22 protein-coding genes are annotated in these 21,968 nt (G+C 71.4%); 7 read left to right on the top strand and 15 right to left on the bottom strand.

Annotated elements, in window-relative coordinates:
- Nucleotides 1–87: 87 nt before the first annotated feature.
- The 4 genes from BLT59_RS00245 to BLT59_RS00230 form a co-directional block, all read right to left on the bottom strand.
- Complete coding sequence (locus BLT59_RS00245) at nt 88–1,317, bottom strand: acyl-CoA dehydrogenase (protein ID WP_091774887.1); 1,230 nt, start codon at nt 1,315–1,317, stop codon at nt 88–90.
- 112 nt (nt 1,318–1,429) lie between these two features.
- Complete coding sequence (locus BLT59_RS00240; protein ID WP_091775676.1) at nt 1,430–2,359, bottom strand: AEC family transporter; 930 nt, start codon at nt 2,357–2,359, stop codon at nt 1,430–1,432.
- Nucleotides 2,360–2,480: 121 nt separating this feature from the next.
- Entirely contained in the window at nt 2,481–2,960 is a 480-nt protein-coding gene (locus BLT59_RS00235; protein WP_091774884.1) for a hypothetical protein, read from the bottom strand.
- A gap of 94 nt (nt 2,961–3,054) precedes the next feature.
- Nucleotides 3,055–4,257 carry a trans-sulfuration enzyme family protein gene (locus BLT59_RS00230; protein ID WP_091774881.1) on the bottom strand — a complete coding sequence of 401 codons (1,203 nt, stop codon included), beginning with the start codon at nt 4,255–4,257 and terminating at the stop codon, nt 3,055–3,057.
- A 107-nt stretch (nt 4,258–4,364) separates the two neighbouring features.
- On the opposite strand from BLT59_RS00230, the gene BLT59_RS00225 reads away from it, so the two are divergent.
- Complete coding sequence (locus BLT59_RS00225; protein ID WP_091774879.1) at nt 4,365–4,883, top strand: TspO/MBR family protein; 519 nt, start codon at nt 4,365–4,367, stop codon at nt 4,881–4,883.
- 15 nt (nt 4,884–4,898) lie between these two features.
- Here BLT59_RS00225 and BLT59_RS00220 read toward each other — a convergent pair whose 3' ends face one another.
- From BLT59_RS00220 to BLT59_RS00205, 4 genes are all read right to left on the bottom strand, one after another.
- A complete protein-coding gene (locus BLT59_RS00220) occupies nt 4,899–5,426 on the bottom strand; it encodes a phosphate-starvation-inducible PsiE family protein (protein ID WP_091775672.1) in 528 nt (175 codons plus the stop codon).
- A 118-nt stretch (nt 5,427–5,544) separates the two neighbouring features.
- On the bottom strand, nt 5,545–6,102 hold the full coding sequence (locus tag BLT59_RS00215; RefSeq protein WP_091774876.1) for a DUF4337 domain-containing protein: 558 nt from the start codon (nt 6,100–6,102) through the stop codon (nt 5,545–5,547).
- Nucleotides 6,103–6,332: 230 nt separating this feature from the next.
- Nucleotides 6,333–9,470 carry an efflux RND transporter permease subunit gene (locus tag BLT59_RS00210; RefSeq protein WP_091774873.1) on the bottom strand — a complete coding sequence of 1,046 codons (3,138 nt, stop codon included), beginning with the start codon at nt 9,468–9,470 and terminating at the stop codon, nt 6,333–6,335.
- Between the two features lie 9 nt (nt 9,471–9,479).
- Nucleotides 9,480–10,763 carry an efflux RND transporter periplasmic adaptor subunit gene (locus BLT59_RS00205; RefSeq protein WP_091774870.1) on the bottom strand — a complete coding sequence of 428 codons (1,284 nt, stop codon included), beginning with the start codon at nt 10,761–10,763 and terminating at the stop codon, nt 9,480–9,482.
- A 176-nt stretch (nt 10,764–10,939) separates the two neighbouring features.
- On the opposite strand from BLT59_RS00205, the gene BLT59_RS00200 reads away from it, so the two are divergent.
- On the top strand, nt 10,940–11,122 hold the full coding sequence (locus tag BLT59_RS00200; protein ID WP_091774868.1) for a hypothetical protein: 183 nt from the start codon (nt 10,940–10,942) through the stop codon (nt 11,120–11,122).
- A gap of 115 nt (nt 11,123–11,237) precedes the next feature.
- Here the strand turns inward: BLT59_RS00200 and BLT59_RS00195 are convergent, their stop codons facing one another.
- The 3 genes from BLT59_RS00195 to BLT59_RS00185 all read right to left on the bottom strand — a co-directional run bounded on the left by BLT59_RS00195 (nt 11,238) and on the right by BLT59_RS00185 (nt 14,563).
- Nucleotides 11,238–12,272, bottom strand: coding sequence for a glycosyltransferase (locus tag BLT59_RS00195; RefSeq protein ID WP_091774865.1), 1,035 nt, complete (start codon nt 12,270–12,272; stop codon nt 11,238–11,240).
- Nucleotides 12,269–13,363 carry a glycosyltransferase family 2 protein gene (locus BLT59_RS00190; protein WP_091774862.1) on the bottom strand — a complete coding sequence of 365 codons (1,095 nt, stop codon included), beginning with the start codon at nt 13,361–13,363 and terminating at the stop codon, nt 12,269–12,271. Before BLT59_RS00190 ends, BLT59_RS00195 begins: the two co-directional genes overlap by 4 nt.
- Before the next feature lie 105 nt (nt 13,364–13,468).
- Nucleotides 13,469–14,563: a glycosyltransferase family 4 protein gene (locus tag BLT59_RS00185; protein WP_091774859.1), complete on the bottom strand. Its 1,095-nt coding sequence runs from the start codon at nt 14,561–14,563 to the stop codon at nt 13,469–13,471.
- Nucleotides 14,564–14,896: 333 nt separating this feature from the next.
- On the opposite strand from BLT59_RS00185, the gene BLT59_RS00180 reads away from it, so the two are divergent.
- Nucleotides 14,897–15,877, top strand: a complete 981-nt coding sequence (locus BLT59_RS00180) for an SPFH domain-containing protein (protein ID WP_091774857.1) — start codon at nt 14,897–14,899, stop codon at nt 15,875–15,877.
- 6 nt (nt 15,878–15,883) lie between these two features.
- A complete protein-coding gene (locus BLT59_RS00175; RefSeq protein ID WP_091774854.1) occupies nt 15,884–16,339 on the top strand; it encodes an NfeD family protein in 456 nt (151 codons plus the stop codon).
- A 23-nt stretch (nt 16,340–16,362) separates the two neighbouring features.
- Here the strand turns inward: BLT59_RS00175 and BLT59_RS00170 are convergent, their stop codons facing one another.
- Together BLT59_RS00170 and BLT59_RS00165 are read right to left on the bottom strand one after the other, a co-directional pair.
- Complete coding sequence (locus tag BLT59_RS00170; RefSeq protein WP_091774851.1) at nt 16,363–16,734, bottom strand: thiol-disulfide oxidoreductase DCC family protein; 372 nt, start codon at nt 16,732–16,734, stop codon at nt 16,363–16,365.
- A 75-nt stretch (nt 16,735–16,809) separates the two neighbouring features.
- The gene (locus BLT59_RS00165; RefSeq protein WP_091774848.1) at nt 16,810–19,689 is read right to left on the bottom strand and encodes a phosphoenolpyruvate carboxylase; all 2,880 of its coding nucleotides are present in this window, start codon (nt 19,687–19,689) and stop codon (nt 16,810–16,812) included.
- Nucleotides 19,690–19,818: 129 nt separating this feature from the next.
- Here BLT59_RS00165 and BLT59_RS00160 point away from each other — a divergent pair, with 129 nt between their 5' ends.
- Nucleotides 19,819–20,121 (top strand): hypothetical protein, encoded by a 303-nt coding sequence (locus BLT59_RS00160; RefSeq protein WP_091774846.1) that lies wholly within the window; start codon nt 19,819–19,821, stop codon nt 20,119–20,121.
- Nucleotides 20,118–20,804 (top strand): hypothetical protein, encoded by a 687-nt coding sequence (locus tag BLT59_RS00155; protein WP_091774843.1) that lies wholly within the window; start codon nt 20,118–20,120, stop codon nt 20,802–20,804. The genes BLT59_RS00160 and BLT59_RS00155 overlap by 4 nt, the downstream gene beginning before the upstream one ends.
- Nucleotides 20,805–20,807: 3 nt before the next feature.
- Here BLT59_RS00155 and BLT59_RS00150 read toward each other — a convergent pair whose 3' ends face one another.
- Nucleotides 20,808–21,167: a helix-hairpin-helix domain-containing protein gene (locus BLT59_RS00150; protein ID WP_091774840.1), complete on the bottom strand. Its 360-nt coding sequence runs from the start codon at nt 21,165–21,167 to the stop codon at nt 20,808–20,810.
- 225 nt (nt 21,168–21,392) lie between these two features.
- On the opposite strand from BLT59_RS00150, the gene rpmF reads away from it, so the two are divergent.
- Nucleotides 21,393–21,581 carry a 50S ribosomal protein L32 gene (gene rpmF / locus BLT59_RS00145; protein ID WP_003601373.1) on the top strand — a complete coding sequence of 63 codons (189 nt, stop codon included), beginning with the start codon at nt 21,393–21,395 and terminating at the stop codon, nt 21,579–21,581.
- 19 nt (nt 21,582–21,600) lie between these two features.
- Here the strand turns inward: rpmF and BLT59_RS00140 are convergent, their stop codons facing one another.
- Nucleotides 21,601–21,903 carry a hypothetical protein gene (locus BLT59_RS00140; protein ID WP_091774837.1) on the bottom strand — a complete coding sequence of 101 codons (303 nt, stop codon included), beginning with the start codon at nt 21,901–21,903 and terminating at the stop codon, nt 21,601–21,603.
- Nucleotides 21,904–21,968 lie beyond the last annotated feature (65 nt).

Raw genomic sequence — 21,968 nt, 5'->3', positions numbered from 1 at the left:
CTCCTCCCCACAAGGGGGGGAGGAGAGAGCTCGGCAGCATGCGATGTGTGAATAACAAGTTCACACGCAAGAAGGGCGCGTCACACCTCAGAAGAACGCCTGCAGTCCCGTCTGCGCCCGGCCCAGGATCAGGGCGTGGACGTCGTGGGTGCCCTCGTAGGTGTTCACCGTCTCGAGGTTCTGGGCGTGGCGCATCACGTGGTACTCGCCCATGATGCCGTTGCCGCCGTGCATGTCCCGGGCGGTACGGGCGATGTCGAGCGCCTTGCCGCAATTGTTGCGCTTGACGAGCGAGATCATCTCGGGCGCCATCCGGCCCTCGTCCATCAGCCGCCCAACCCGGAGCGAGGCCTGGAGGCCGAGGGCGATCTCGGTCTGCATGTCGGCGAGCTTCTTCTGGACGAGCTGCGTCTGCGCCAGGGGGCGGCCGAACTGCTTGCGCTCCAGCGTGTAGCTGCGGGCGCGGTGCCAGCAATCCTCGGCGGCGCCCATCGCGCCCCACGAGATGCCGTAGCGTGCCCGGTTGAGGCAGCCGAACGGCCCCTTCAGCCCCGAGACGTTCGGCAGCAGCGCGTCCTCGCCGACCTCGACGCCCTCCATGACGATCTCGCCGGTGGTGGAGGCCCGCAAGGAGAGCTTGCCCTTGAGCGTCGGGGCTGACAGGCCCTTCATGCCCTTCTCGAGGACGAAGCCGCGGATCGCGCCCTCGTGCGCGTCGGACTTCGCCCAGACCACGAACACGTCCGCGAAGGGCGCGTTCGAGATCCACATCTTGGCACCGGAGATCCGGTAGCCGCCGTCGATCTTCTCGGCCTTGGTCTTCATTCCGGCCGGGTCCGAGCCGGCATCGGGCTCGGTGAGGCCGAAGCAGCCGATCCACTCGCCCGAGGCGAGCTTCGGCAGGAACTTCTGGCGCTGCGCCTCCGAGCCATAGGCGTGGATCGGATACATCACGAGGGAGGATTGCACGCTCATCATCGAGCGGTAGCCGGAATCCACCGCCTCGACCGCCCGCGCCACCAGCCCGTAGGCCACGTAGGAGGCGCCGGCGCAGCCGTACTCCTCCGGAAGCGTCACGCCGAGGAGGCCGAGCTCGCCCATCTTCCGGAACAGGCCGGGATCGGTCTTCTCGGTGGCGTAGGCCTCGACGATTCCGGGGAGAAGCTGCTCCTGCGCGAAGCTCTGGGCGACGTCGCGGATCGCCCGCTCGTCCTCGGTGAGCTGATCCTCAAGCAGGAACGGATCGTCCCAGACGAAGCGGGCCGAGGCCGGGGCCGACGGGGAGGCGCTGCCCGGAGGGCGCATCGGAGCGTTCATCGAAATTCCTCGCCTGCAGGTGAGCGCGGTCTTCGAAGCCCGCGCGGTTGGGCCTACCCTAGACCCGCGCGGCGCCCGGTCCAACGCGCTCGGTGACGCCGGGGCGCCGCCGTCACGCCCGGCCGAGGAGCATCAGCCACGCCAGGGTGGTGAGCGGCGCCAGCAGGGTCGAGACCAGCACCGAGGCGGCCACCATCCCGGTCTCGGTCTTGTAGCGCACCGCCAGCAGGTAGGCGTTGATCCCCACCGGCATGGCGGCGAACAGGGTCGCGACACCCGCATAGGCGGGCGGCATCGCGAAGACGTGGAAGGCCAGGATCCAGACCGCCAGCGGGTGCAGGAGATTCTTCAGGAGCGCGATCACCAGCGCGCCCTTCAGGTCGAACAGCACCCGGTAGCGCTTCAGGCCCGCGCCCAGAGCCACCAGCGCGCAGGTGGAGGCCGTCCCCGCAAAGGCGTCGATCAGAGACCGGACGATGCCGGCTGGCGCGAGGCCGAACCCCTTCATGGCCATGCCGATGAGCAGCGCCACGAAGATCGGGTTGCGGAGCAGCACGAGGGCGAGCCCACGGATCCGCGCCAGGACCGGCAGGCCGGAATCGGACTCGATCAGGAAGGTGGCGCTGCCCATCATCAGCGGCAGGTGGACGGCGAGCAGCATGAACAGCGGGAAGGCGCCCTCCTCGCCATAGGCCTGGAGGATCATCGGCACGCCCACGAACACGGTGTTCGACTGGCTCGCCGCGAAGCCGTGCAGGATCGCGCCCCGCCGGTCGATCCCGGCGCGCCGCCGCGCGATCAGCGTGCCGACGAACCAGGAGATGCCGGCACCGCCGAAATACGCGACCCAGTAGGACCACGCGACGGTCCCGCTCATGCCGGGCTTGGTCAGGGTGGCGATGATCAGCGCCGGCACCGCGACGGCGAAGACGTATTCCGACAGGCCGTCGCTCACCTTGTCGGAGAGGAGGCCAGCGAGGGCCGCCGCCCAGCCGATCAGGACGATCCCGAAGATCGGGGCGATGATGGCGAGGGCGTTCACGGGACCTGGCGGCGTGCGGGGCGGCGGGAGGCCCGCCCATAGCATGCCGCCGCACTCTCAAGCGTCTGCGCCCGGTGAATGGGTCGGCGGCGCGCCGCGGCGGTGCGCCCCGAGGCCCGGCCTACTTGTTCTCCAGCACCTGGATCGGATCCGTGCGCTGGCTCGCGGGCGGCTCCTTGGTGAGATTGGCGCCGCCCTCCCGCTGCACCTTGACGTCCCGCGGCGAGCCCGGACCGCCCACCGCGCGGCCACCCTCGCTGCTCTGCGTCGGCACGGTGCCGGAGGCGAGTTCCAGGCACGTCACCATCTCGACGTAGGACGGATAGCCGCCCGCCTTGAACTGACTCTCGCACTGGCGCTTGGCGGCGGGGGTGTAGCTGCTCCAATGCCGCTCGGCCTCCTTCTTGGCATCGCGCTCCGAGCGGAGGCAGCCGTCGTAATTCGCCTTGTCGCTGATCGTCGTGTTGGCGACCTGCGCCGACTGGCAGGTCCGCTCGACGTCGAGATCGGGCACCGCGTCGGCGCGGGCGGAGACCGGCGCGAGCGCCAGCGTGAGCAGCACGAAGGTGCCGGGAACCAGCGTGCGGATACGGGTCGTCATGTCGTCAGGCTCGTCATCTGTGGCGCCCTAGCGCCGGTCGGATCTGGCGGCACAACGCGCCAGGACCGCCCTCGGCACCATGCGGGGGCGTCAATCAGCCCCCGTGTGCGCCGCGCAGCGCCTGATCCAGGTCGCCGTACAGGTCGTCCGTGTCCTCGATGCCCGTGGAGAGGCGCAGGAGATCCGGCGGGCAGGGGCTGCCGGGACCCTCCACCGAGGCGCGGTGCTCGATGAGGCTCTCGACGCCGCCGAGCGAGGTCGCCCGCTTCCAGAGCCGCACCCGCGCCGCCGTGGCGATGGCGCCGGCCTCGCCGCCGGCCACCTGGATCGACAGCATGAAGCCGAACCCGCCCCGCATCTGCCGGCGGGCGACCGCGTGCCCGGGATCGTCCGGCAGCCCCGGATAGAGGACGTGGCTCACATGCGGGTGCTCGGTGAGGCGCTCGGCAAGGCGCAGGGCGCCTGCGGCCTGCGCGGCCGCCCGCAGGTGCAGGGTCCGCAGCGAGCGCATCAGCAGATAGGCCTCGAACGGCCCGAGGATGCCGCCGCTGCCGGCGCGGATACCCCGGATTCGCTCCCAGAACGCATCGGGCTTCGCGCCCGCCAGCACACCCGCCACCACGTCGGAATGGCCGTTCAGGATCTTGGTGGCCGAGTGCATCACGATGTCGGCGCCGAGTTCCAGGGGGCGCGTGTGGACCGGCGAGGCGGCGGTGGAATCGACGGCCAGACGCGCACCCCCCGCGTGGGCGATCTCCGCCGCGGCGGCGATGTCGGTGACCGTCCAGAGCGGGTTGCCGGGGGTCTCGATCCAGACGAGCTTCGTCCGGCCGGGCTCCACCGCGGCGCGCACGGCGTCGAGGTCGTCGGTGTCCACGAAGGTCAGGGTGAGGCCTCGCCGGGGCGCCTCCTCGCGCAGCCAGCGCTTCAGCGCCCAGTACATGACCGTTCCGGCGACGACGTGGTCGCCGGGCTCCAGCGCGCCGAACACCGCGGTCGCCGCCGCCATCCCGGAGCTGAACAGCAGCGCGCCGGCCCCGGCGCCCTCCAGCATCGCCAGGACCGCCTCCGCCTCGCGCACCGTGGCATTGTCGGGCCGCGCGTAGCTGTAGCCCGAGCTGTAGCCGTTGTCGGGATCGCGGATGAAGGTGGTGGAGACGTGCAGCGGCATGACAACCGCCCGCGTCTCGGGCTCGATCCGGCCCATCGCCTGGGCGGCGAGGCTCCGCCGGGTGAAATCCGGCGCGTCGTCGGTCCGGGTATCCGTCGGCCCCTGCGGCGCGTTAGGCTGTGACATCTGGCGATTCTCGGCGGATGGAGACGGGCGCGTGCCACGGCGCGTGGGCCCCGGCAAGCCGCGCGCCCGAGCCCTCTCCGAAGCCATGCCCGTGGAGACCATCGACCATGACTGCCGCCACACGCGTCCCCGAGCGATCGCTCCTGCCGCCCTGGCTGCGCCTCGCGGCCGCGATCCTGCCGGTGGCGGCCACCACGGCCATCGGCTCGGTGGCGACCCAGGCCGAGATCCCGGGCTGGTACGCGAGCCTGAACAAGCCGGTCTTCAACCCGCCGAACTGGGTGTTCCCGGTCGCCTGGACGATCCTCTACACGATGATCGCAGTCGCGCTCTGGCGGCTCCTCGGCGCCATGCCGCGCACCGGGCCGAGCCGCCAGGGCTGGTGGCTCGCGCTGGCCGCCTTCCTGGTGCAACTCATTCTCAACGCCGCCTGGACGCCGGTCTTCTTCACCGCCCACGCGATCGGCGCGGGGCTGATCGTCGTGGCGATGCTGCTGGTGATGGTGCTCTGGACCATCCGCCTGACTTGGCGTTTCGACCGGATGGCGGCCTGGCTCCTCGTGCCCTATGCCGCCTGGGTCGCCTTCGCGACGCTCCTCAACGCCGCGATCCTGCGGATGAACTGATCCCGCATCCGGGCATCAGGCCTCGCCGGCCGGCTTCTCCTCGCCGGCCGGTCTGCCGTCGTCGCGGGCCCGGTGGAGGAGGAAGATCGCGAAGACCATCGTGACGATCAGGCCCGCCAGGACGCCGAGTTCGATCATCGAGGCCTGAAACAGCGCCTGCTTCTCGGGCGACCAGTCCTTGGCGTGGGTGATCTCCGAGGATTGCAGGGTGATGACCAGGACCCGCCGGATCGAGGCGATCAATCCGACGATCAGGAACGGTTCGCAGGTCAGCGCCCCGGACCGCATCGAGACCCGCACCGTGTGCAGGATCTCGATCAGCATCAGCAGGAACAGCAGCCGGTCGATCACCTCCAGGATCTGTGCGGCGCCGCCGAGCGCCCGCATCGCCGCCCAGGTCAGCCCCGCGGCATCGACCAGCGCGATGAGGGCGGTGAGCGCCAGCAGGAGGCCGAGGGCCGCGTAGATCGCGTGTTCGGTGTGCAGGAAGATCGCGCTGGCGATCTTGGTCAAACGTCCCTGTTCTTCTGATGGGTCCGACATCATTTCCCCCCTGGAACGGGCCGAGACGATCAGCTTCCGGCGTGCGCGTCCAGTCCGGCGGCGCGCAGGTTCGATCGATCGGGGCTGGCGTTACACCGCTCCCGGCCCGGGACGTCGCTCAGTGGAAGAACGGCAGCGCGTGCGGTGCGAGATAGCCGAAGCCGAGGAGGGCCGCTCCGGCGAGACCCAGGAAGCCGCCGGCGAAGACCAGCAGGGTGATGCCGGTGATGACCTCGGCCGAGGCCAGCACGATGCCGATCTGGAAGGCCGCCGAGGCCAGCTCGTAATGGTGGTAGCGCAGCAGCGCGAGGTCGCGCCGCTCCTCGGAGGCCCGCGCCTTCGCGGTCAGCTCCTTGCGGCCCTCGCCCGTGGCGGGTTCCGACTCCCACCGTGCCAGGGTCTTGGCCCATTCGGCGCGCTTGGCCGCGATCGCGTCCTGGTTGGGCCCGGGCGGAACGAGCGCCAGGGCTTCGTCGGCGGTCTTGAGCACCGTCGAGCGGATCGTGCGGGCCTGGAAATAGGCCCATTGGTTCGCGGCCTCGACATTGGCCCCGATCGAATCCGTCTGCGACGCCTTGCCCAGCGTCTCGCTGAAGGCGAGGAACAGCGCCAGCACCGAGATCAACAGCGCCACGCGCTTGTTCGACCCCTCGATCGCCCCGTGACCACCCGACATCGTTTCGCGCGTCTCCGTTGATTCGACGGGGGCGAGTCACAGCCTATTGCGGCGCTGCGCGCAATGCGCGCCGCCGAGACAAGGGTAAAGAACGCCGGTCTGCCCGCTCAGCCTCCTGCGTTGGCGTACCGCCGTCGTTCCGGGCCCTGCTTCGCGGCCCCGGGAAACGGGTGGCTGAGACTGATCGACGGCCTGCGGCCCCCCGCCCGCTTGGCCCCGGCTGATCCGCTCTATTCCGCGGCGATCCGCGGCGGCGCGGGCCGCCCGTCATTGGCCGGATCCGCGGGCGCGTACGCGGGTTCATCCTCCGGATCGTCCCGCTGGCCCACGAAGCGGCCGAGCAGCCGCCCGAGAAACCGGGACAGATCGTCCATCAGCACGAAGATCGCGGGCACGAAGACCAGCGACAGCACGGTCGAGACGATCAGGCCGCCGATCACCGCCACCGCCATCGGCGCGCGGAACTCGCCGCCGATCCCGTAGGCCAGCGCGGAGGGCACCATACCGGCAGCCATCGCGATGGTGGTCATCACGATCGGTCGCGCGCGCTTGCGGCCGGCATCGACGATCGCGGTGTTGCGGTCGACGCCGGCGCGGATCTGCTCGACGGCGAAATCCACCAGCATGATGGCGTTCTTGGTCACGACGCCCATGAGCATCAGGATGCCGATCACCACCGGCATCGAGATCGGCATGTGGCAGATCAGCAGCGCCAGGATCGCGCCGCCGATGGAGAGCGGCAGCGAGAACAGGATGGTCAGCGGCTGCAGGAAGTTGCCGAACAGCAGGATCAGGACGCCGAACACCATCATCAGGCCGGCGCCCATGGCCAGGGCGAAGCCCTCGAAGACCTCGCCCATCACCTCGGCGTCGCCGGTCTGGCTGATCGTCACCCCGGGCGGCAGGTTCTTGGCGGTCGGCAGGTTCATCACCTGGGAGATCAGCTCCGCCAGGGCGTCGGTGCCCTGCATGTCGCCCTCGAGGGCGACACGCACGGCGCGGTCGTAGCGGTCGATGCCGGTCGGCCCCTGGCCGAGGCTGATGTCGGCGACGGTGGTGAGCGGCACGGCGGCCCCACCCTTCACCGGCACCTTCAGGGTCTCGAGTTCGGAGAGCCGGCCGCGCAGGCTCTCGGGGAGCTGCACGCGGATCGGCACCTGCCGGTCGGTGGCGTTGAACTTGGCGAGGTTCATGCCGATGTCGCCGATCGTGCCGACCCGCACGGTCTCGGCGATGGTGTCGGTGGTGACGCCGAGATCGGCCGCCACGCCGGGCTTCGGCCGGATCCGGACCTCGGTCCGGTCGAGCGGCGCCGTCGACATGACGTTGACGAGGTGCGGGACCTGCTGGGCTTCGCGCTGGAGCTTGGCGGCGGTCTCGGCCACCACGGCCTTGTCGGGGCCGGCGATGATCAGCGCGAGATCGCGCTGGCCGCCCTCGCGCAGGGCCCAGAAGCGCAGGTCCGGCTCCTCCCGCAGGATCGCCGCGACCTCCGCGTCGACCTGCTTCTGGGTCTTGTGGCGGGTGTTCTTCGGGGTCAGGTTGATGGTGAGGCTCGCGAGCCGCACCTCCTTCTTGGCCGGCAACTGGCGGCCGCCATCCACGAACACGCTCTTCACCTCGGGCAGCGCGCGGATCTTGTCGACGATCCGGTCCGCGACCCGGACGGTGTCGGGCAGGCGGGCGCCCGGCGGCAGCTCGACCACGAACAGGGTGCGAGCCTGATCCTCCGCCGGGAGGAAGCCCGCGGGCAGCAGGCCCGTTGAGGCGATCGACGCGGCAAAGCATGCGATGCCGAGCACGAGCGTGATGAACTTGTGCCGCACCGACCACGCCACGAGGCGGGTGTAGCCCCGCATCACGAACCCGTCGCGCTCGTGGTCCGGCCCGTGGTCGCGCAGGAAATAGGCGGCGAGCAGCGGCGTGATCAGCCGCGCCACCAGCAGCGACATGAACACGGCCGCCGCGATGGTCAGGCCGAATTGCTTGAAATACTGGCCGGCGATCCCGCCCATGAATGAGACGGGCGAGAAGATCGCGATGATCGTCGCCGTGATGGCGATGACCGCGAGCCCGATCTCGTCGGCGGCCTCGAGCGACGCGCGATAGGGCGACTTCCCCATCCGCATGTGCCGGACGATGTTCTCGATCTCCACGATCGCGTCGTCCACCAGGATGCCGGTGACCAGCGTGATCGCCAGCAGGCTGACCGCGTTGAGCGAGAAGCCCAGCGCGCTCATCACCCAGAAGGTCGGCAGCACCGAGAGCGGCAGCGCCACGGCGGCGATCAGCGTCGCGCGCCAGTCCCGCAGGAACAGCAGCACCACCACGACCGCCAGCGCCGCGCCCTCGATCAGGCCCATCATGGCCGAGTGGTAGTTGCCGATCGTGTTCTCGACGCTGGTGTCGATCAGGTCGAAGCGCACGTCGGGATTTGCCGCGTGGAGCGCCGCGATCTTCTTGGCGACGCCCACCGACACGTCGGCGTCGCTGGCGCCGTTCGCCCGGGAGATCGCGAAGGCGACCACCGGCTCGCCGTTGAAGCGCGCGAAGGTGCGGGGCTCCTCGGCAGTGTCCGACAGGGTTGCCAGTTCGTCGAGGCGGACCTTGCGGTTGCCCGGCACCACGATCGACGTCTTGGCCAGGGTTTCCAGGCTCGCCGAGGCGGCGAGCGCCCGGATCGACTGCTCCTGGCCGCCGACCTCGGCCCGGCCGCCGGCCATGTCGGCCGAGGTCAGGCGCAGCTGCCGGTTCACGTCGGCGGCGGTGATGCCCAGCGCGAGCAGGCGGTCGGGCTTCAGGGTGACGCGGATCTCGCGGGCGACGCCGCCGAGGCGCTCGACGCCGCCGACGCCCTTCACGCTCTGCAGGCCCCGGGCGACGACGTCGTCCACGAACCACGACAGGTCCTCGGGCGTCATGGCGGGTGCGGAGGCGCCGTAGACCATGATCGGCAGGCCGGCGATCTCGACGCGGGAGACGATCGGCTCGTCGATGGTGCGCGGCAGGTTCTGCCGGATCTTGGCGATGGCGTCCTTGACGTCGTTGGTCGCCCGATCCTGGTTCACCTCCAGGCGGAATTCGATCGTCGTCGTCGAGGTGCCTTCGGTGATCGTCGAGAGGATGTGCTTGACGCCCTTCACCCCGGCGACCGAATCCTCGACCCATTTGGTGACCTGGGTCTGAAGCTCCGCGGGCGCGGCGCCCGACTGCGTGATCGTCACGGAGACGATCGGGATGTCGATGTTGGGGAACCGGGTGATCGGCAGGGCCCGGAAGCTCACCAGCCCCAGGATCATCAGGACCAGGAACAGGACCACCGACGGCAGCGGCTTGCGGATCGCCCAGGCGGAGACGTTGAGGCGCATGGCTCGGTCCTACCGCGGGGCCGCGTCGGCGATCGGCGTGCCGGTGTTCGCCGGCACCGGGCGCACCCGGTCCCCGTCGCGCAGGAAGCTGCCCGCGCGGGCCACGACGCTCTCGCCGGCGGCGACGCCTGCGCGGATCTCGGTGAAGCCCTCCGCGGAGAGGCCTGTGGTCACGGGCCGCGCCTCGACGCGCCCATCCTTCGCCACGAGGACGCTGGCGCGGCCGTCGGCGGCGTAGAGCAGGCTGGAGACCGGCACCGCGACACCTGTGCGGCGCGCGACCTCCACGTTTCCGCGCGCAAAGGCGCCGATGCGCAGGACCGGATCGTCGCCGAGGCGGATGCGCACCTTGCCGAGCCGCGTCGCCCGGTCGACCTCCGGGTAGACCCGGCGCACCTTGCCGCGCAGCTGGCGGCCGTCATCGAGGTCGAGGCTCGCCGGGTTGCCGACCTGGATGCGCGCCAGCGACGTCTCGGGCACCTCGCCCTCCAGCTCGATCTCGCCCCGGGCGATCAGCCGGAACAGCGGCTCGCCCACCGCGGTGGCGGTGGCCCCGATCCGGGCGGTGCGGCGGTTGATGATCCCGGCCTCGGGCGCCCGGATGTCGGTCCGGGCGCGGCGCAGGGCGATCTCGGCGCCCGCGGCGCGGGCGGTGGCGAGGTCGGCCTGGGCGGATTGCAAACCGCCCCTGGCGGCGGCGAGGCGCCCCTCGGCACCCTGCGCCGCCGAGACGCGCTGCTCCAGCGCGGCCGCGGTGGCGTTGCCGGTCTTCGACAGCGCCTGGGCGCGTTCCAGGGACTGGCGTGCCTCGACGTTGGCGGCCTCCGCCTGAACGATCTGGCTCTGGGCCTGCACGATGGCCGCCTCGGCCCGGGCGATCGCCGCCGCGTTGGAGGCTTCCTGGGTCACGATCATCTCCAGCGACAGCTTGGCGAGCACCTGGCCCTTGGTCACGCGGTCGCCCTCCTCGACGAGGAGATCGGTGATCCGCAGACCCTCGACCTCCGGGGAGACGAGGATTTCGTCCCGGGGCACCAGCGTGCCGGTGACGACGGCCCGCTCGACGATCTCGCGGCTCTCGGCCGGCACGACGGTGACCGCGGGTGCGATGGCGGCGGCGTCGGGGACCGCGGCCGTCTCGACGGCCCGGCTCGGTGACGCGGCGAGGATCGCGAGTCCGCACAGGACGCTGAGGCGGGAGGCGCGCCAACGGACGTATTTCACGATGGTGGCCTCGCAATCGGCGCTAGACTGGTATTGCCTCTCCCTCGCTGGGCAGGTCGGCGTTTTCATGGCGAGCCATCCCGGATCGGATGAGCATAGCGCCATCGGGCGAGGCCGTCGCCGGGTCTGGCGCCGCATGGCGTCGCGGCTGCCGGAGCGCGGCCGTTTCCACCGATCAACCTGCAACCACCCAGGAACAGCGACGTTATCGCCGTGATGGTCTTGTCGCGACCGGGGAGGGATCGATGAGCATTTTCCAGATCAGACAAAAGAAGAGTGGCGCCGTTCTCTGGACCGGAGCGGCCGATGACGAACAGACGGCCCTCGACGCCATGGCGCGCGAGGCCGGGTACCGGGATTTCTCCGCGATTCCGGACGCGATCCGGGGCGACGGGATCGAGGCGGCCAAGCTCGACCTGATCTCCTGAGGCTCGGCCGTTAGGGAGTCCGCCGGAGCGGGCTTCGCTGCGGCGGACTTGCGTTCGAGAGTAAGACTTTCGCCGGTTGTTCCCCCGGTAGGGTCGGGATGCCGGACGCCGATCGTCAGAGGCGCCTGACGAGCGCCTCGATCTCCTCCGCGCATCGGCGGACCGCGTCCGGATCGTGCAGCCCGCCGATCACGGACGGATCGAGGGCGAGACCCGCTCGAATCAGGCCGGGCCAGTCGGAAGCCGCGGGCCATCCCGGATGCACGAGCGCGGCGCCGAGCCGCGCCAGCGCCTCGGCTTTCTCGGTCTGCTCACCGTAGGCCCGCGCCTCCGGCAGGCAGAGGAAGGGTTTCCCCTGCGCAGCTGCCAGCGCGACCACGCCATCGCCGCCGCCGCCAACCAGCAGCGCCGCCCGCGCGACCCGTGCCTCGACGTCGGGGACCCAGCCGTGCAGATGCAGGTTGTCGGGCTTGTGTCCTGAGCCCGAGACCGGCCCCAGAACGTGCCAGGGCCTGTCGGGCACCGCCCGCGCCGCCGCCGCGAGATCCGCGAGGCTGCCCCCCGCGCCGCCGCGGCCGAACACCACCACGATGTCGCGACTCGCCGCGGTCGGGCCCTGCGCCGGTGTGCCGAGGAAGCCCGCGTAAAGCGTCTTGGCCCGGACCCAGTCCGGCACGGCCGCCCCGTCGAGGGCGGCGGGAAAGGGGGCCAGCAGCCGCGTCGCACTGCGGAAGGCTTCCAGATGCGGCCGGTCGGTGCGGGTGCCGGCGAGCCGCACCACCAGGGTCGGCACCGACAGGAGGCGCGCCAGGAGCGCCACCTCCACCGAGACGTCGACGACCAGCAGAGCCGGATCGGTCCGTTCCGCCCAGGCGGCGATGCGCGCCATCCGCGCGCGAACTCCCGGATGGTTCAGGGGGGCGTAGTGCAGCGCCTCGGGCCGCTCGGCTGCGCCGTCCTGGCCGTCGAAGGCTGCCGTGCCGAGGGGGCGGTCATCGGGCAAGTCGACGATGTCGAGGCCTGCTGTGTCGAGGCCGGCGAGCGTTCCGAGGATCGTGCAGGGGCGGGGCAGGGCGGAGGCGACCGCCCGCGCCCGCTGAAGATGGCCGGCGCCCTGGTGATGGACGTACCAGCCGATGCCGCGGGTCACGCGGCGTCCCTCAGCGCGCGCGCGAGGGCGTCGAGATCGGCGACCGCTTGATCGAGGGCGCATTCTCGCGCCGGCGGGCTGCGCGATTCGAGGATCCGGTCGGCCCGCTCCACGAAGGCGATGTCGTTGGGGCAGGCGCCGATGGCGGCGAGATCCTCCGCGTCGAGCCCGAGCTTCGCGCAGGAAGCGGCGCGGGCCTCCGGCTCCAGATGGAAAGCCCGACGCAACGCCGCCCGGCGCAGGATCAGCGCCTGCCAATGGGCGGCCACCGGCAGCAGGTAGGCCTCCCCGTCGAGGACGCGGGTGCGGCGCAGCATCTCGGTGGCCATGCCCCCCGAGACCCGGCCCTGGTGCCGGGACGAGACCAGCACGTGCACGTCCGGGCAATGGCGCAGGCGCGCGCCGTTGGCGCGCAGCAGCCCGACGAGGGCATTGTCCTCGCCGCAGGGCAGCGCCGGCAGACCGCCGACCGCCCGGTACAGGACGGCCGGAACGGCCAGGCTCGCCCCGGTATGGTCGCCGTGGCGGGGCGCGGGATCGTGCGGCGGCGGGTCGAGGAGGTCCTCCAGGCGGCGGACGCCGGACCAGTAGCGCTCGATGCGCGCATGCAGGTCGGCGAGGTCCGGATCCGCGGCGCCGTCATCGTCGATCACCAGCCGGCCACCGACGACGTCCGCGGCCTCCAGGGCACGCAGGTTCGCGCTGACCCAGTCGGCCGGCAGGCGGGCATCGGCGTCGGTGGTGAGAAGGATTCCGTCCGGCTGTTCCTCGGCTGCGAGCCAGTCGGCACCGGCATCGAGCGCCATGCGCCGGGCGGTGCCGACATGGGCCTCCGCGCCGACGAGTTCGGCCTCGATCAAGCGGAGGGCGAGCGTCGCGAGGATGCCCGAGGCTTCGACCTCCCGCACCGCCTGGACGGTCCCGTCCGTACAATTGTTGGCGAGCACCACGACCCGCAGGGGCGCCCGTGCCGAGACGCCGTTCTGCGCCGCCAGGGAGGCGAGCAGGCGGGGCAGGCGCTCAGCCTCGTTCCGTGCGGGGATGCAGACGACGCAGGGCAATGGGGCCGGATGGTCGGCGTCCGTACTCATGGCAGGTCTCCCGTGGCACCCACGTGCGCCGCGGAGGTCAGGGCGGGGCGTCACGCCGCCGGGCTCCGGGCTCGGGTGCGGAATTGCGGCGCGGATCCGCGCCGTTCAGCCGCGTCCTCCGGCGACTCGCAGGGTCGGCCGCGCCCGCTCGGCGCAGCGCGCCATCACGGCGTCGTAGGCTTCCAGATAGCGTCCGGTCATGGCGGTGGCGTCGTAGAGCGCCTCGGCCCGGTCGCGGCAGGCCCGGCGCGACAGGCCGGCGGCCTGACGAATCGCCACCGCGAGATCCTGCGCATCGTCCGGGCGGGCGAGGCGGCCGCAGGACGCGTCCAGGATGTCCGGCATGGCGCCGCGGCGGAAGGCGGCGACCGGCGTGCCGCAGGCGAGCGCCTCCGCCACGACGAGGCCGAAGGGCTCCTCCCAGCGGGGCGAGACGATCGCCACCCGGGCGCGGCCGAGATGATGGGCGAGATCGCGGTGCGAGAGATGGCCGAGATGCGTCAGGTCCGGCCCCAGCCGCGGGGCGATCTCGGCGGCCCAGTAGCCGGGATTGAGCTTGGGGCCGGCGAAGGTCAGCGGCAGCCCGGCGGCGCGGGCCGCGTCGATCGCGAGGTGAAGCCCCTTCTCGGGCACGATCCGGCCCGACCAGAAGGCGTAAGGCGGTGCGTCGGCAGCTTCCGAGAACGCGAAGGTCGAGAGGTCCACGCCGTTATCGACCACCTGCGCGCCGGGCACGAGATGCGCCCATTCCTGCGCCAGCGACGGCGAGACCGCGAGGAAGGCCATGTCGGGATCGGCCTGAACGACGCCGCCGACCAGGGATTCGAAGGGCGGCGTGTGGAGCACCGTGATCCACGGCAAGCCCAGCCGGGCGCTCTCGCGCAGCGGCAGGGCGTGCAAGGAGTTGTTGTGGACGAGATCGAAGCCTCCGGCCGCGACCATCTCCATCATGCGCCGGTAGGCGTCCTCCTCAGTTCGGTCGATCGCCTCCTCGCGCTCCGGGTCGAGGAGCGCGTCCCCGGTCGGATCGCAGAGCATCACCGGATCGAGCGTCGGGTCCGATCCGCGGCTGGCGAACAGCGTGACCTCGTGGCCGTACCGCTTCAGCGCGACGGTGAGGAGATGCGTGTGCATCTCCAAGCCGCCGGCATAGGGCTGGCCGATCGGGTATTTCAGATGTGCGAGGACAGCGATCTTCACGCGCGCACCGAGTCCGGTTGGGTGGGGATTTCTGCCGCCCGCAGCGGCGCGAAAGGACTTCTTTCCGCGGCGAGGGTGGCGGGGATCATGCCGAATGTTTCTTCAACAAGCGTTGCGACGTCAGGTCTGGAGCGACGACAAACGCGACGCTTGCCGGCTTCCTAAGCGCGGCGGCCTGAACCAATGATGATCGAGATGAGTGGCAGGCCGTTCACGCCGGCGCGCGGCGGGCGGGCGGGTTGCAGCACCCGGCGCGCAGTCGCGGCGCCTCCACCGGCCTGTTAGGCTCGCGTGGCCGCGCCGTTCGGGCGGCCGGCAGGGGAGGGGGTGTCGATGGGGCTTCCGTTCGGGCTGAGCGTCTTCGCAGTGATCGTGGCGGCGCTGGCCGTCCTCACCCTGGCGGCAGGCGTGAAGATCGTCCCGCAGGGCTACGTCTACACGGTGGAACGCTTCGGCCGCTACGCCCGCAGCCTCGAGGCCGGCCTCGGTCTGATCACGCCCTTCGTCGAGCGCGTCGGCCGCCGGGTCAACGTGATGGAGCAGGTCATCGACGTGCCGAGCCAGCAGGCCTTCACCCGCGACAATGCCGGCGTCACCATCGACGCCGTGGTGTTCTACCAAGTGCTCGATGCGGCGCGCGCCTCCTACGAGGTCTCGAACCTCGACCTCGCCGCCACGACCCTGACCATGACCAATATCCGCACGGTGGTCGGCGGCATGGATCTCGACCAGCTCCTCGCCCACCGCGACGAGATCAACGAGCGCCTGCTCCGGGTGATGGATGCGGCGGCCTCGCCCTGGGGCGTCAAGATCAACCGGATCGAGATCAAGGACATCGTGCTTCCGGCCGATCTCGCCGGGGCGATGGCCCGGCAGATGAAGGCCGAGCGCGAGAAACGCGCCTCGATCCTGGAGGCGGAGGGACAGCGTGCCGCCGAGATCCTCCGGGCCGAGGGGCGTAAGCAGTCGGCGATCCTGGAGGCGGAGGGCCGGCGCGAGGCCGCCTTCCGCGACGCGGAGGCGCGCGAGCGCTCCGCCGAGGCCGAGGCGGCGGCGACCGGGATGGTCAGCCGGGCGATCGCCGAGGGCGACATCGCGGCGGCGAATTTCCTCGTGGCCGAGAAGTACGTCGATGCCGTGCGGGCGATCGCCACCGCGCCCAACCAGCGGGTCGTCGTGGTGCCGATCGAGGCAGCGGCGCTTGCCGGTACCCTCGGCGGAATCGGCGAACTCACCCGCTCGGTGTTCGGCGATGGCGCCGCGGCGCCCCGGCGCACGGGGACGCCGCCCAACGTTGCCCAGCCGCGGGCCTGACGGGCGATGCTCACCCAAGTCCTCGACGCCGTGGCGGCGCTCGGGCCCGCCTGGAGCTGGGTGATCGCCGGATTGGTCTTGGCCGGGGCCGAGATCCTGGCGCCCGGCGTGTTCCTGATCTGGCTGGGTCTGGCGGCCCTGGCCACCGGCCTCGCCGCCGCCGCGCTGCCTTTGCCCTGGCAGGGTCAGGCCCTGCTGTTCGCGGGGCTGGCCGTCGGCTTCGTCGCCGTCGCGGCGCGCCTTCAGCGGCGCGGTGCCAGACCGCCGGCAGCCGCGCTGAACCGGGCCGACAGGGGCCTCATCGGGCGCGAGGGCGTGCTCGACGCGCCGATCGTGCAGGGGGCCGGCTGTATCCGCTTCGACGACACGCTCTGGCGGGTCGAGGGACCCGACCTGCCGGCTGGCGCACGGGTACGGGTGATTGCTGTCGGCGGGACGATCCTGCAGGTCGAGGCCGCGTGAGCGCGTCTCGGCGGATGCCCCCCTCAGGCTGAAGCCCGGGGCCGTTCGAGCTGCCGGGCGAGGTGCTGCAGCCGAGGCCTGATCCTCAGGAACGCGCCGTAAAGCCGCTCAAGGGCGTTCAGGACGAGGCCCGACCGCGCGAGGAGCCCGAGCGGTCGTAGAACCGGGATCGCGCGCCACATCGCCGCGAAGGCCGCGGCGCCGGTCACGATGCGCCCGCCCTCGCGGGCATGGAAGCGCGCCAGCATGTCCGCCCGCGAGGCCGGGCAACTGCTCGCATCCTCCGCCACGTCGACGAAGGTGATCGCGCCGCGCCGGTCGAGCCGGCGCATCAGCGCGATCTCGCGCCGGCAGAGGGGGCAGCCTCCATCGAACCAGACGACGACCTGTTCCATGGCCTGCGATATAGGCCGCGCCACAGGCCGGGCCAGATTGCGCCCCGGCACCCGGCCTGCGGGGCGGCGTCGCGGTCAGCCGAACGCCCCGACCTCGTGCTGGATCATTCCGGAGACCTCGCGGACCTGATCGAACATCCGCCGGATCGGCTGGAACAGGTTGGCGTGCTCGGCCTCGTAGGTGCCGACGTCGCGCGGCCCTGCCGGCTCGCCGAAATTGAGGCCGAGCGTCGGATCCGGCGTGATCGGGAAGATCGCGTCGAGGAGCTTCAGGCAGCCCTCGATGTCCAGGCGCAGGAAGCGCTCCAGCAGCTGCTCGCGGGAGATGCCCGCCTGCGGGCGGAAGCCCGGGATGTGCACCGCTAGGAACCAGATCCGGTGGATCAGCGCGAGGCGCAGGGCGTGGAGCAGCGTCAGCCGCGCCGACATGGCCGGGAGGTCCGGGGCGGCCGCGGTCAGCGCGAGCCAGTCGCGGGTCAGACGTCCGAACAGGTTCCGGAGCGCGGGGGCGAGATCGAGGCGCTCCAGCGCCCCCGAGATCACCACCAGCTCGTCCCGACGGAAATCCTTCTGCGTGCGCCGCGCCCGCTCCAGCCACACGGCCGGGTCGAGGGTGTCGATATAGGCGCGCAGCACGTCGAGGTCGCCCACCGAGGCGGCGTGCTGCACCAGCCGGAAGGCCCGCGAGAAGCGAACCGAATCGCGGCGCATGTCGCGGAACAGGTCCGGTCCGCGCTGAGCGGCCCGGCCGATCCCGTGCAGGGAATTCGCCAGGAAGCCGAGCTGGTGCAGGATCGCGTTGTTGGGGATCGCCCGCATCTGGCGCGGATGCGTGATCCGCGCCGGGCCGCCATTGTCGGTCTGGCGCGCCACCGGGCGCGATCCGGTCCGGTCGATCAGGCTGGGTCCGAAGGTGCCGAGCAGGGCGGCGTAACCCGGATCGTCGACCAGCGCCTCCATGTCCTGGCGGGCCGCGGTGAAGAATTCGAGGGCGAAATCCGGTTCGGCATAGATCGGATCGACCTTGGCGTCGGCTGCCTTGGGACGATCGTTCAGGGCGTAGTCCGGGAAGGAATCCTCCTCCGTCACATCGAGCGCGTAGACGTGCTCGGCGATGCGGGCGACGCTGGCCCAGGCCAGCGCCTCGGTGCCGTAGAGCAGGTAGCCGTCGGTACCCTGGAAGCTCGATTCGAGCCGGACCCGGATGCCGGCCTTGCGGGCGCGATCCCGTGCATCCTCGGGGGCAAGATAGGCGAGGCGGTCGCGCAGGGATGTGGGATGGGCGCCGCGCCCGATCGACTCGCCATGCGTGTCGAAGATCGCGAGTTCGACGTCGGACAGGCCGTTCTGGACCAGCATCTCGGTGATGCGCAGCCGCAGCCGCTCGATCCAGAAGGTTGCTGCCAACTGGCCGACATAGCGGCCCGAATCGGAATAGCCGAACTGAACGGTCAGCCGGCCGATGCGCTTGAGATACTGGCGCCAGTGCGGGTTGCGCAGGGCGTCGTCGAGCACCCGGATGCCCTGCTCGAGGGCGCTCGCCGTCTCGAAGAGCGGCGTGATCTCCAGCTTGTCGGCGATGCCGTAATGGCGCGCGAGCCAGAGGGCGGCGAGCAGGGTGTAGCCGGTCTCGGTCTCGGCGATGAGGAAGCGCACCGGATGGGTGCCGTCCACGTGCTTGAGGATCTGGGCGATCGTCATCATCAGCCGGGCGGCTGAAGCCCGCTCGGCAGCGAGCGCCCCGAAATCGACGGCCACCGGGCGCACGTCGTTCAGCAGGGTGTGGATCGTCGCGAGGTGCGAGCGGCGCCGGGCCGCGTCGGTGGGCTCGCCCTCCAGGTCGATCACCCGGCGGACCGCGTTGTGGATCTGGCTGGCGTTCAGCCGGAAATGCGGCAGGGCGTTCGACAGACCGTGCGTCGCGACGCCCGCGCGCAGGACGGCGATCCGCCGCTGGTCGCCCGCGTCCTCGGCGGCCTCGAGGGCGTTGGTCAGTGCAGCGATCAGCGCACCCGCATCGGTCTGGGCGCGCTCGCGCTCGATGATCAGAGCCAGGGCGAAGCGGTGGACCGCCTCGAGGGAGGGCTGGTCGCCGAGGCGCGGCGCTACGGTGAGCTGGCGGTTCACGGCCGCGAGTGCGTTCTCGGCGAGGGCGCGCACCTCGCGGCAGGCGGGGATCTCAGGCAGGTCGCGCATCACCCGGTCGAACTGCATGCGCTTCGAGATCAGCCGGTAGCGCAGGGTGTCCCACCAGCCGATATCGGTGCGCCCGTCCGTGTCGCAGCCGACCCAGCTGGCGATGGCGAAGGGACGGGGCGTCAGCTCGGTCCAGCTTTCGGGCCAGCGGGCGCGGGCCGCGTCGAGCAGGGCGCCGTTGAACGCGTCGAGGGCGAGCCGCCCGTTATTGGCCGCGGCGCAGGCCTGCTCGAACTCCACATCCAGGGTGATCGGCGCATCGGGCCGGGTGGACAGGGCCGCCGCCCGTTCGATCAGTCCGGCGCGGTCCGCGGCGTCGGGTAGGCTCGCCGCCTCGGCGAGGAGGGCGGCCACGGCCCGGGGCATGCCGAAGGTGGGGTGGGCCGTGAACACCACCGCGAAGGCGGTGCGGTGGATCAGGGCCGCGAAGGCCTCGACGCTGTCCGACCGGTCGGGAAATGCCGCCACGAGCCGGGCCGGGATCCCCGCCTCGCGATCCTCGGATCCGGAATCGAGTCCGACATAGGCCCGCAGCCGCTCCGCCCGGGCCGCCAGGGACGCGGCGCGCAGGCGCACGAACAGGCCGTCGAGGTCGCCCGTCGCGATCTCGCCGCGATCGAATCGTCGGGTGATCGCCAGGGTCACCGCCAGGACGGGATTGCGGAACGGGTCCTCCCGGGCCTGCTCCCGGGCGGCCTCGATCAGTCCGAGGAGGTGCGCCTCCAGCTCCTCGGGCTCACGGCTCGGCTCGTGCTGCATCGGTCGGTCCCGGCTCCGGTCTGCCCGCATCTACCCGGTCCGGCGGCCCACGCAAGGAGCGTTCCGCGCGCGTTCGAGGACGCGATGGGGTGGCGGCGGGCTGAACCGCAGGTTAGAGCTTGCCTCCTCATGGAGCGCCTGTTCATCATCCTGGCTATCCTGGTTTTCGCCGTCGCCATCGTCGCCGTCGCCGCAATGGCGGCCCGCGGCCGGCGCGAGCCCCTGCGCATGGGATCCGAACTCGACGTCGAGGACGAGGATCTGTTCATCGGCTCGGTCGGACCGCGCAAGAGCCCGATCGACCGCAGCGCGCAGGTGCTCGACCCGCGGGTGCTCGATCTGGACGCGATTGAATTGGAACCGATCCGTGCCCTCGACCGGTCGCAGCGCAGCGAACCGCTCCGCGGCGATCCGCCCGGAGCCGGCCGATGAAGCCGAGCCTGCGCGGGGCGGCCGGTCTGCTGCTGGCCGGCCCGCTCTGCCTGTCGATGGTGCAGCGCGCTCCGGCCGCGCCCGGCGGAACGCCGCCCGCGCCGGCCGTTCCAGCGCAGACCGTCCCCGCTGCACCGGCACCGGTCCCGACGCCGGAGCCGGGCGCCGCTCAGGCGACGGGCCCCGTGCCGGCGGCCGGCCCGAGCCTCGCGCAGCCCTGCGGGACGCAGGCCGCCCGCTTCGAGAGCGGCAAGGGCTTCAAGATGGTGATCACGCGGGCCGGGCAGATCAATACGACGAACCCGCTCAGGCCGCTGACGCCCGAAGTGAACGAGGTTCTCCAGGTCGTGATCGCTGGCAAGGTTGCCACCGCCTACGGGCCGGACTTCACGACGCTGCGGCGCGGCGGCGCCCCGGCGGGGATCGAGGCGATGCTGGGCGGCCCGATCCACTGGCAGCCGACGCTGCCGACCTTCCCCGATCCGGTCGCGATCGTCACCGAGGACGGGATGCCCCTGGCGCAGCTCACCTTCCGCGCCTGCGAGGCGCCGCCCGCCGTGAAGACGCCCAAGGTGCCGAAGGCCGAGCCCCGCAAGAAGGCGCCCCGGCACGCGGCCCCGAAGGCCGCGGCCGAGAAGACGCCCCCGGGCTTCTCCATGCCTCAGGGGGCGATCTCAGAGTAGCGGCTACTTCTGCTTGGCGATGACCTTGTCCTTGATGCCGTCGTAGACGGTCTTCGGGATAATCTTCTTGGAGACGAGGTCGTCCTTCCCGCGATACGGCCGGCCCTTGATGATCGCGGCCGCCCGCGCCGCGCCGATGCCGGGCAGCGCGTCGAGCTCCTCGGCGCTCGCGCTGTTGAGGTCGATGAGCGCGCCCTTGGCGGCATTCGGCGATCCGGCGACCGGTGCGCTCGGGGCCGCGGGCCTCGCGGGGGCTGTCGGCGCCGCGGTCGTCGGCGCCTGGGGCGCCTGCGCCAGGGCGGGTGCCGCGACGAGGCTGTACAGCAGGGCGAGGAGGGCAAGGGTCTTGGTGGAGGAAGCCATGGCGTTCTCCCGAAAGGCGCGGCCCGCTCCGCGGTGCCGTCTCCGCAGACCTGCGCCGCCCCGCTTGAACCCACGCTTAACGGTTGTGGTCCCGCACCCCTAGCCACGAGCCGGCGCCGGGTCTATAAGCGCGCCCTCATCCGTATCCCGCGGTGTGCGTGGCGATCCTCGATCGAGGAGCCGCCCGCGCGCCGCTTTGTCCGCGGCGTCACGAAGGATCCAGCCATGGCCGTTCCGAAGCGAAAGACCTCCCCCTCCCGCCGCGGCATGCGCCGCTCGGCCGACGCCCTCAAGGCGCCGACCTATGTCGAGGACAAGGATTCCGGCGAGCTGCGCCGTCCGCACCACATCGACCTGAAGACCGGCATGTATCGCGGCCGTCAGGTCCTCAAGGTGAAGTCCGCCGAGGCCTGAGCCTCGCGAAGGCGGCGCCTCAGGCGAGGCGTCGCGCGGCCTCCGCGTAGCGCGCGGCGGCCATCTGGGTCCGCGTCAGGCGCGACGGCAGCAGCGACGGATCGTCGGCCGTCAACAGCTGTGCGATGAAGCCGGCGCGCGGTTTTCCCGCGGCTGCGCGCTCCGCCGGCCGGCCCGTTGATTGCCCTTCGGCCCGCCCCCCATCGATCAAGACCAGCGCCTGCGCCGGCTCCGGCGAGTCGTCCGTGTCCGGGATCGGACCGCGCCGGGTGGCGCGGACCTGTGTCGGGCCGAGACGGCTGACTGTTCCGATACGCACCATGCGCACATTCTCCGCACGTTTCCGTGCCTGTGTCGCAAAGGTGGGGCCGGCGTTTACTAATCGTC

The sequence above is a fragment of the Methylobacterium sp. UNC378MF genome, assembly GCF_900103195.1.
In the GTDB taxonomy this organism is placed as follows: Bacteria; Pseudomonadota; Alphaproteobacteria; order Rhizobiales; family Beijerinckiaceae; genus Methylobacterium.
The sequence above is the reverse complement of the archived record's forward strand: the minus strand, read 5'-3'. Positions and strand labels throughout refer to the sequence as shown.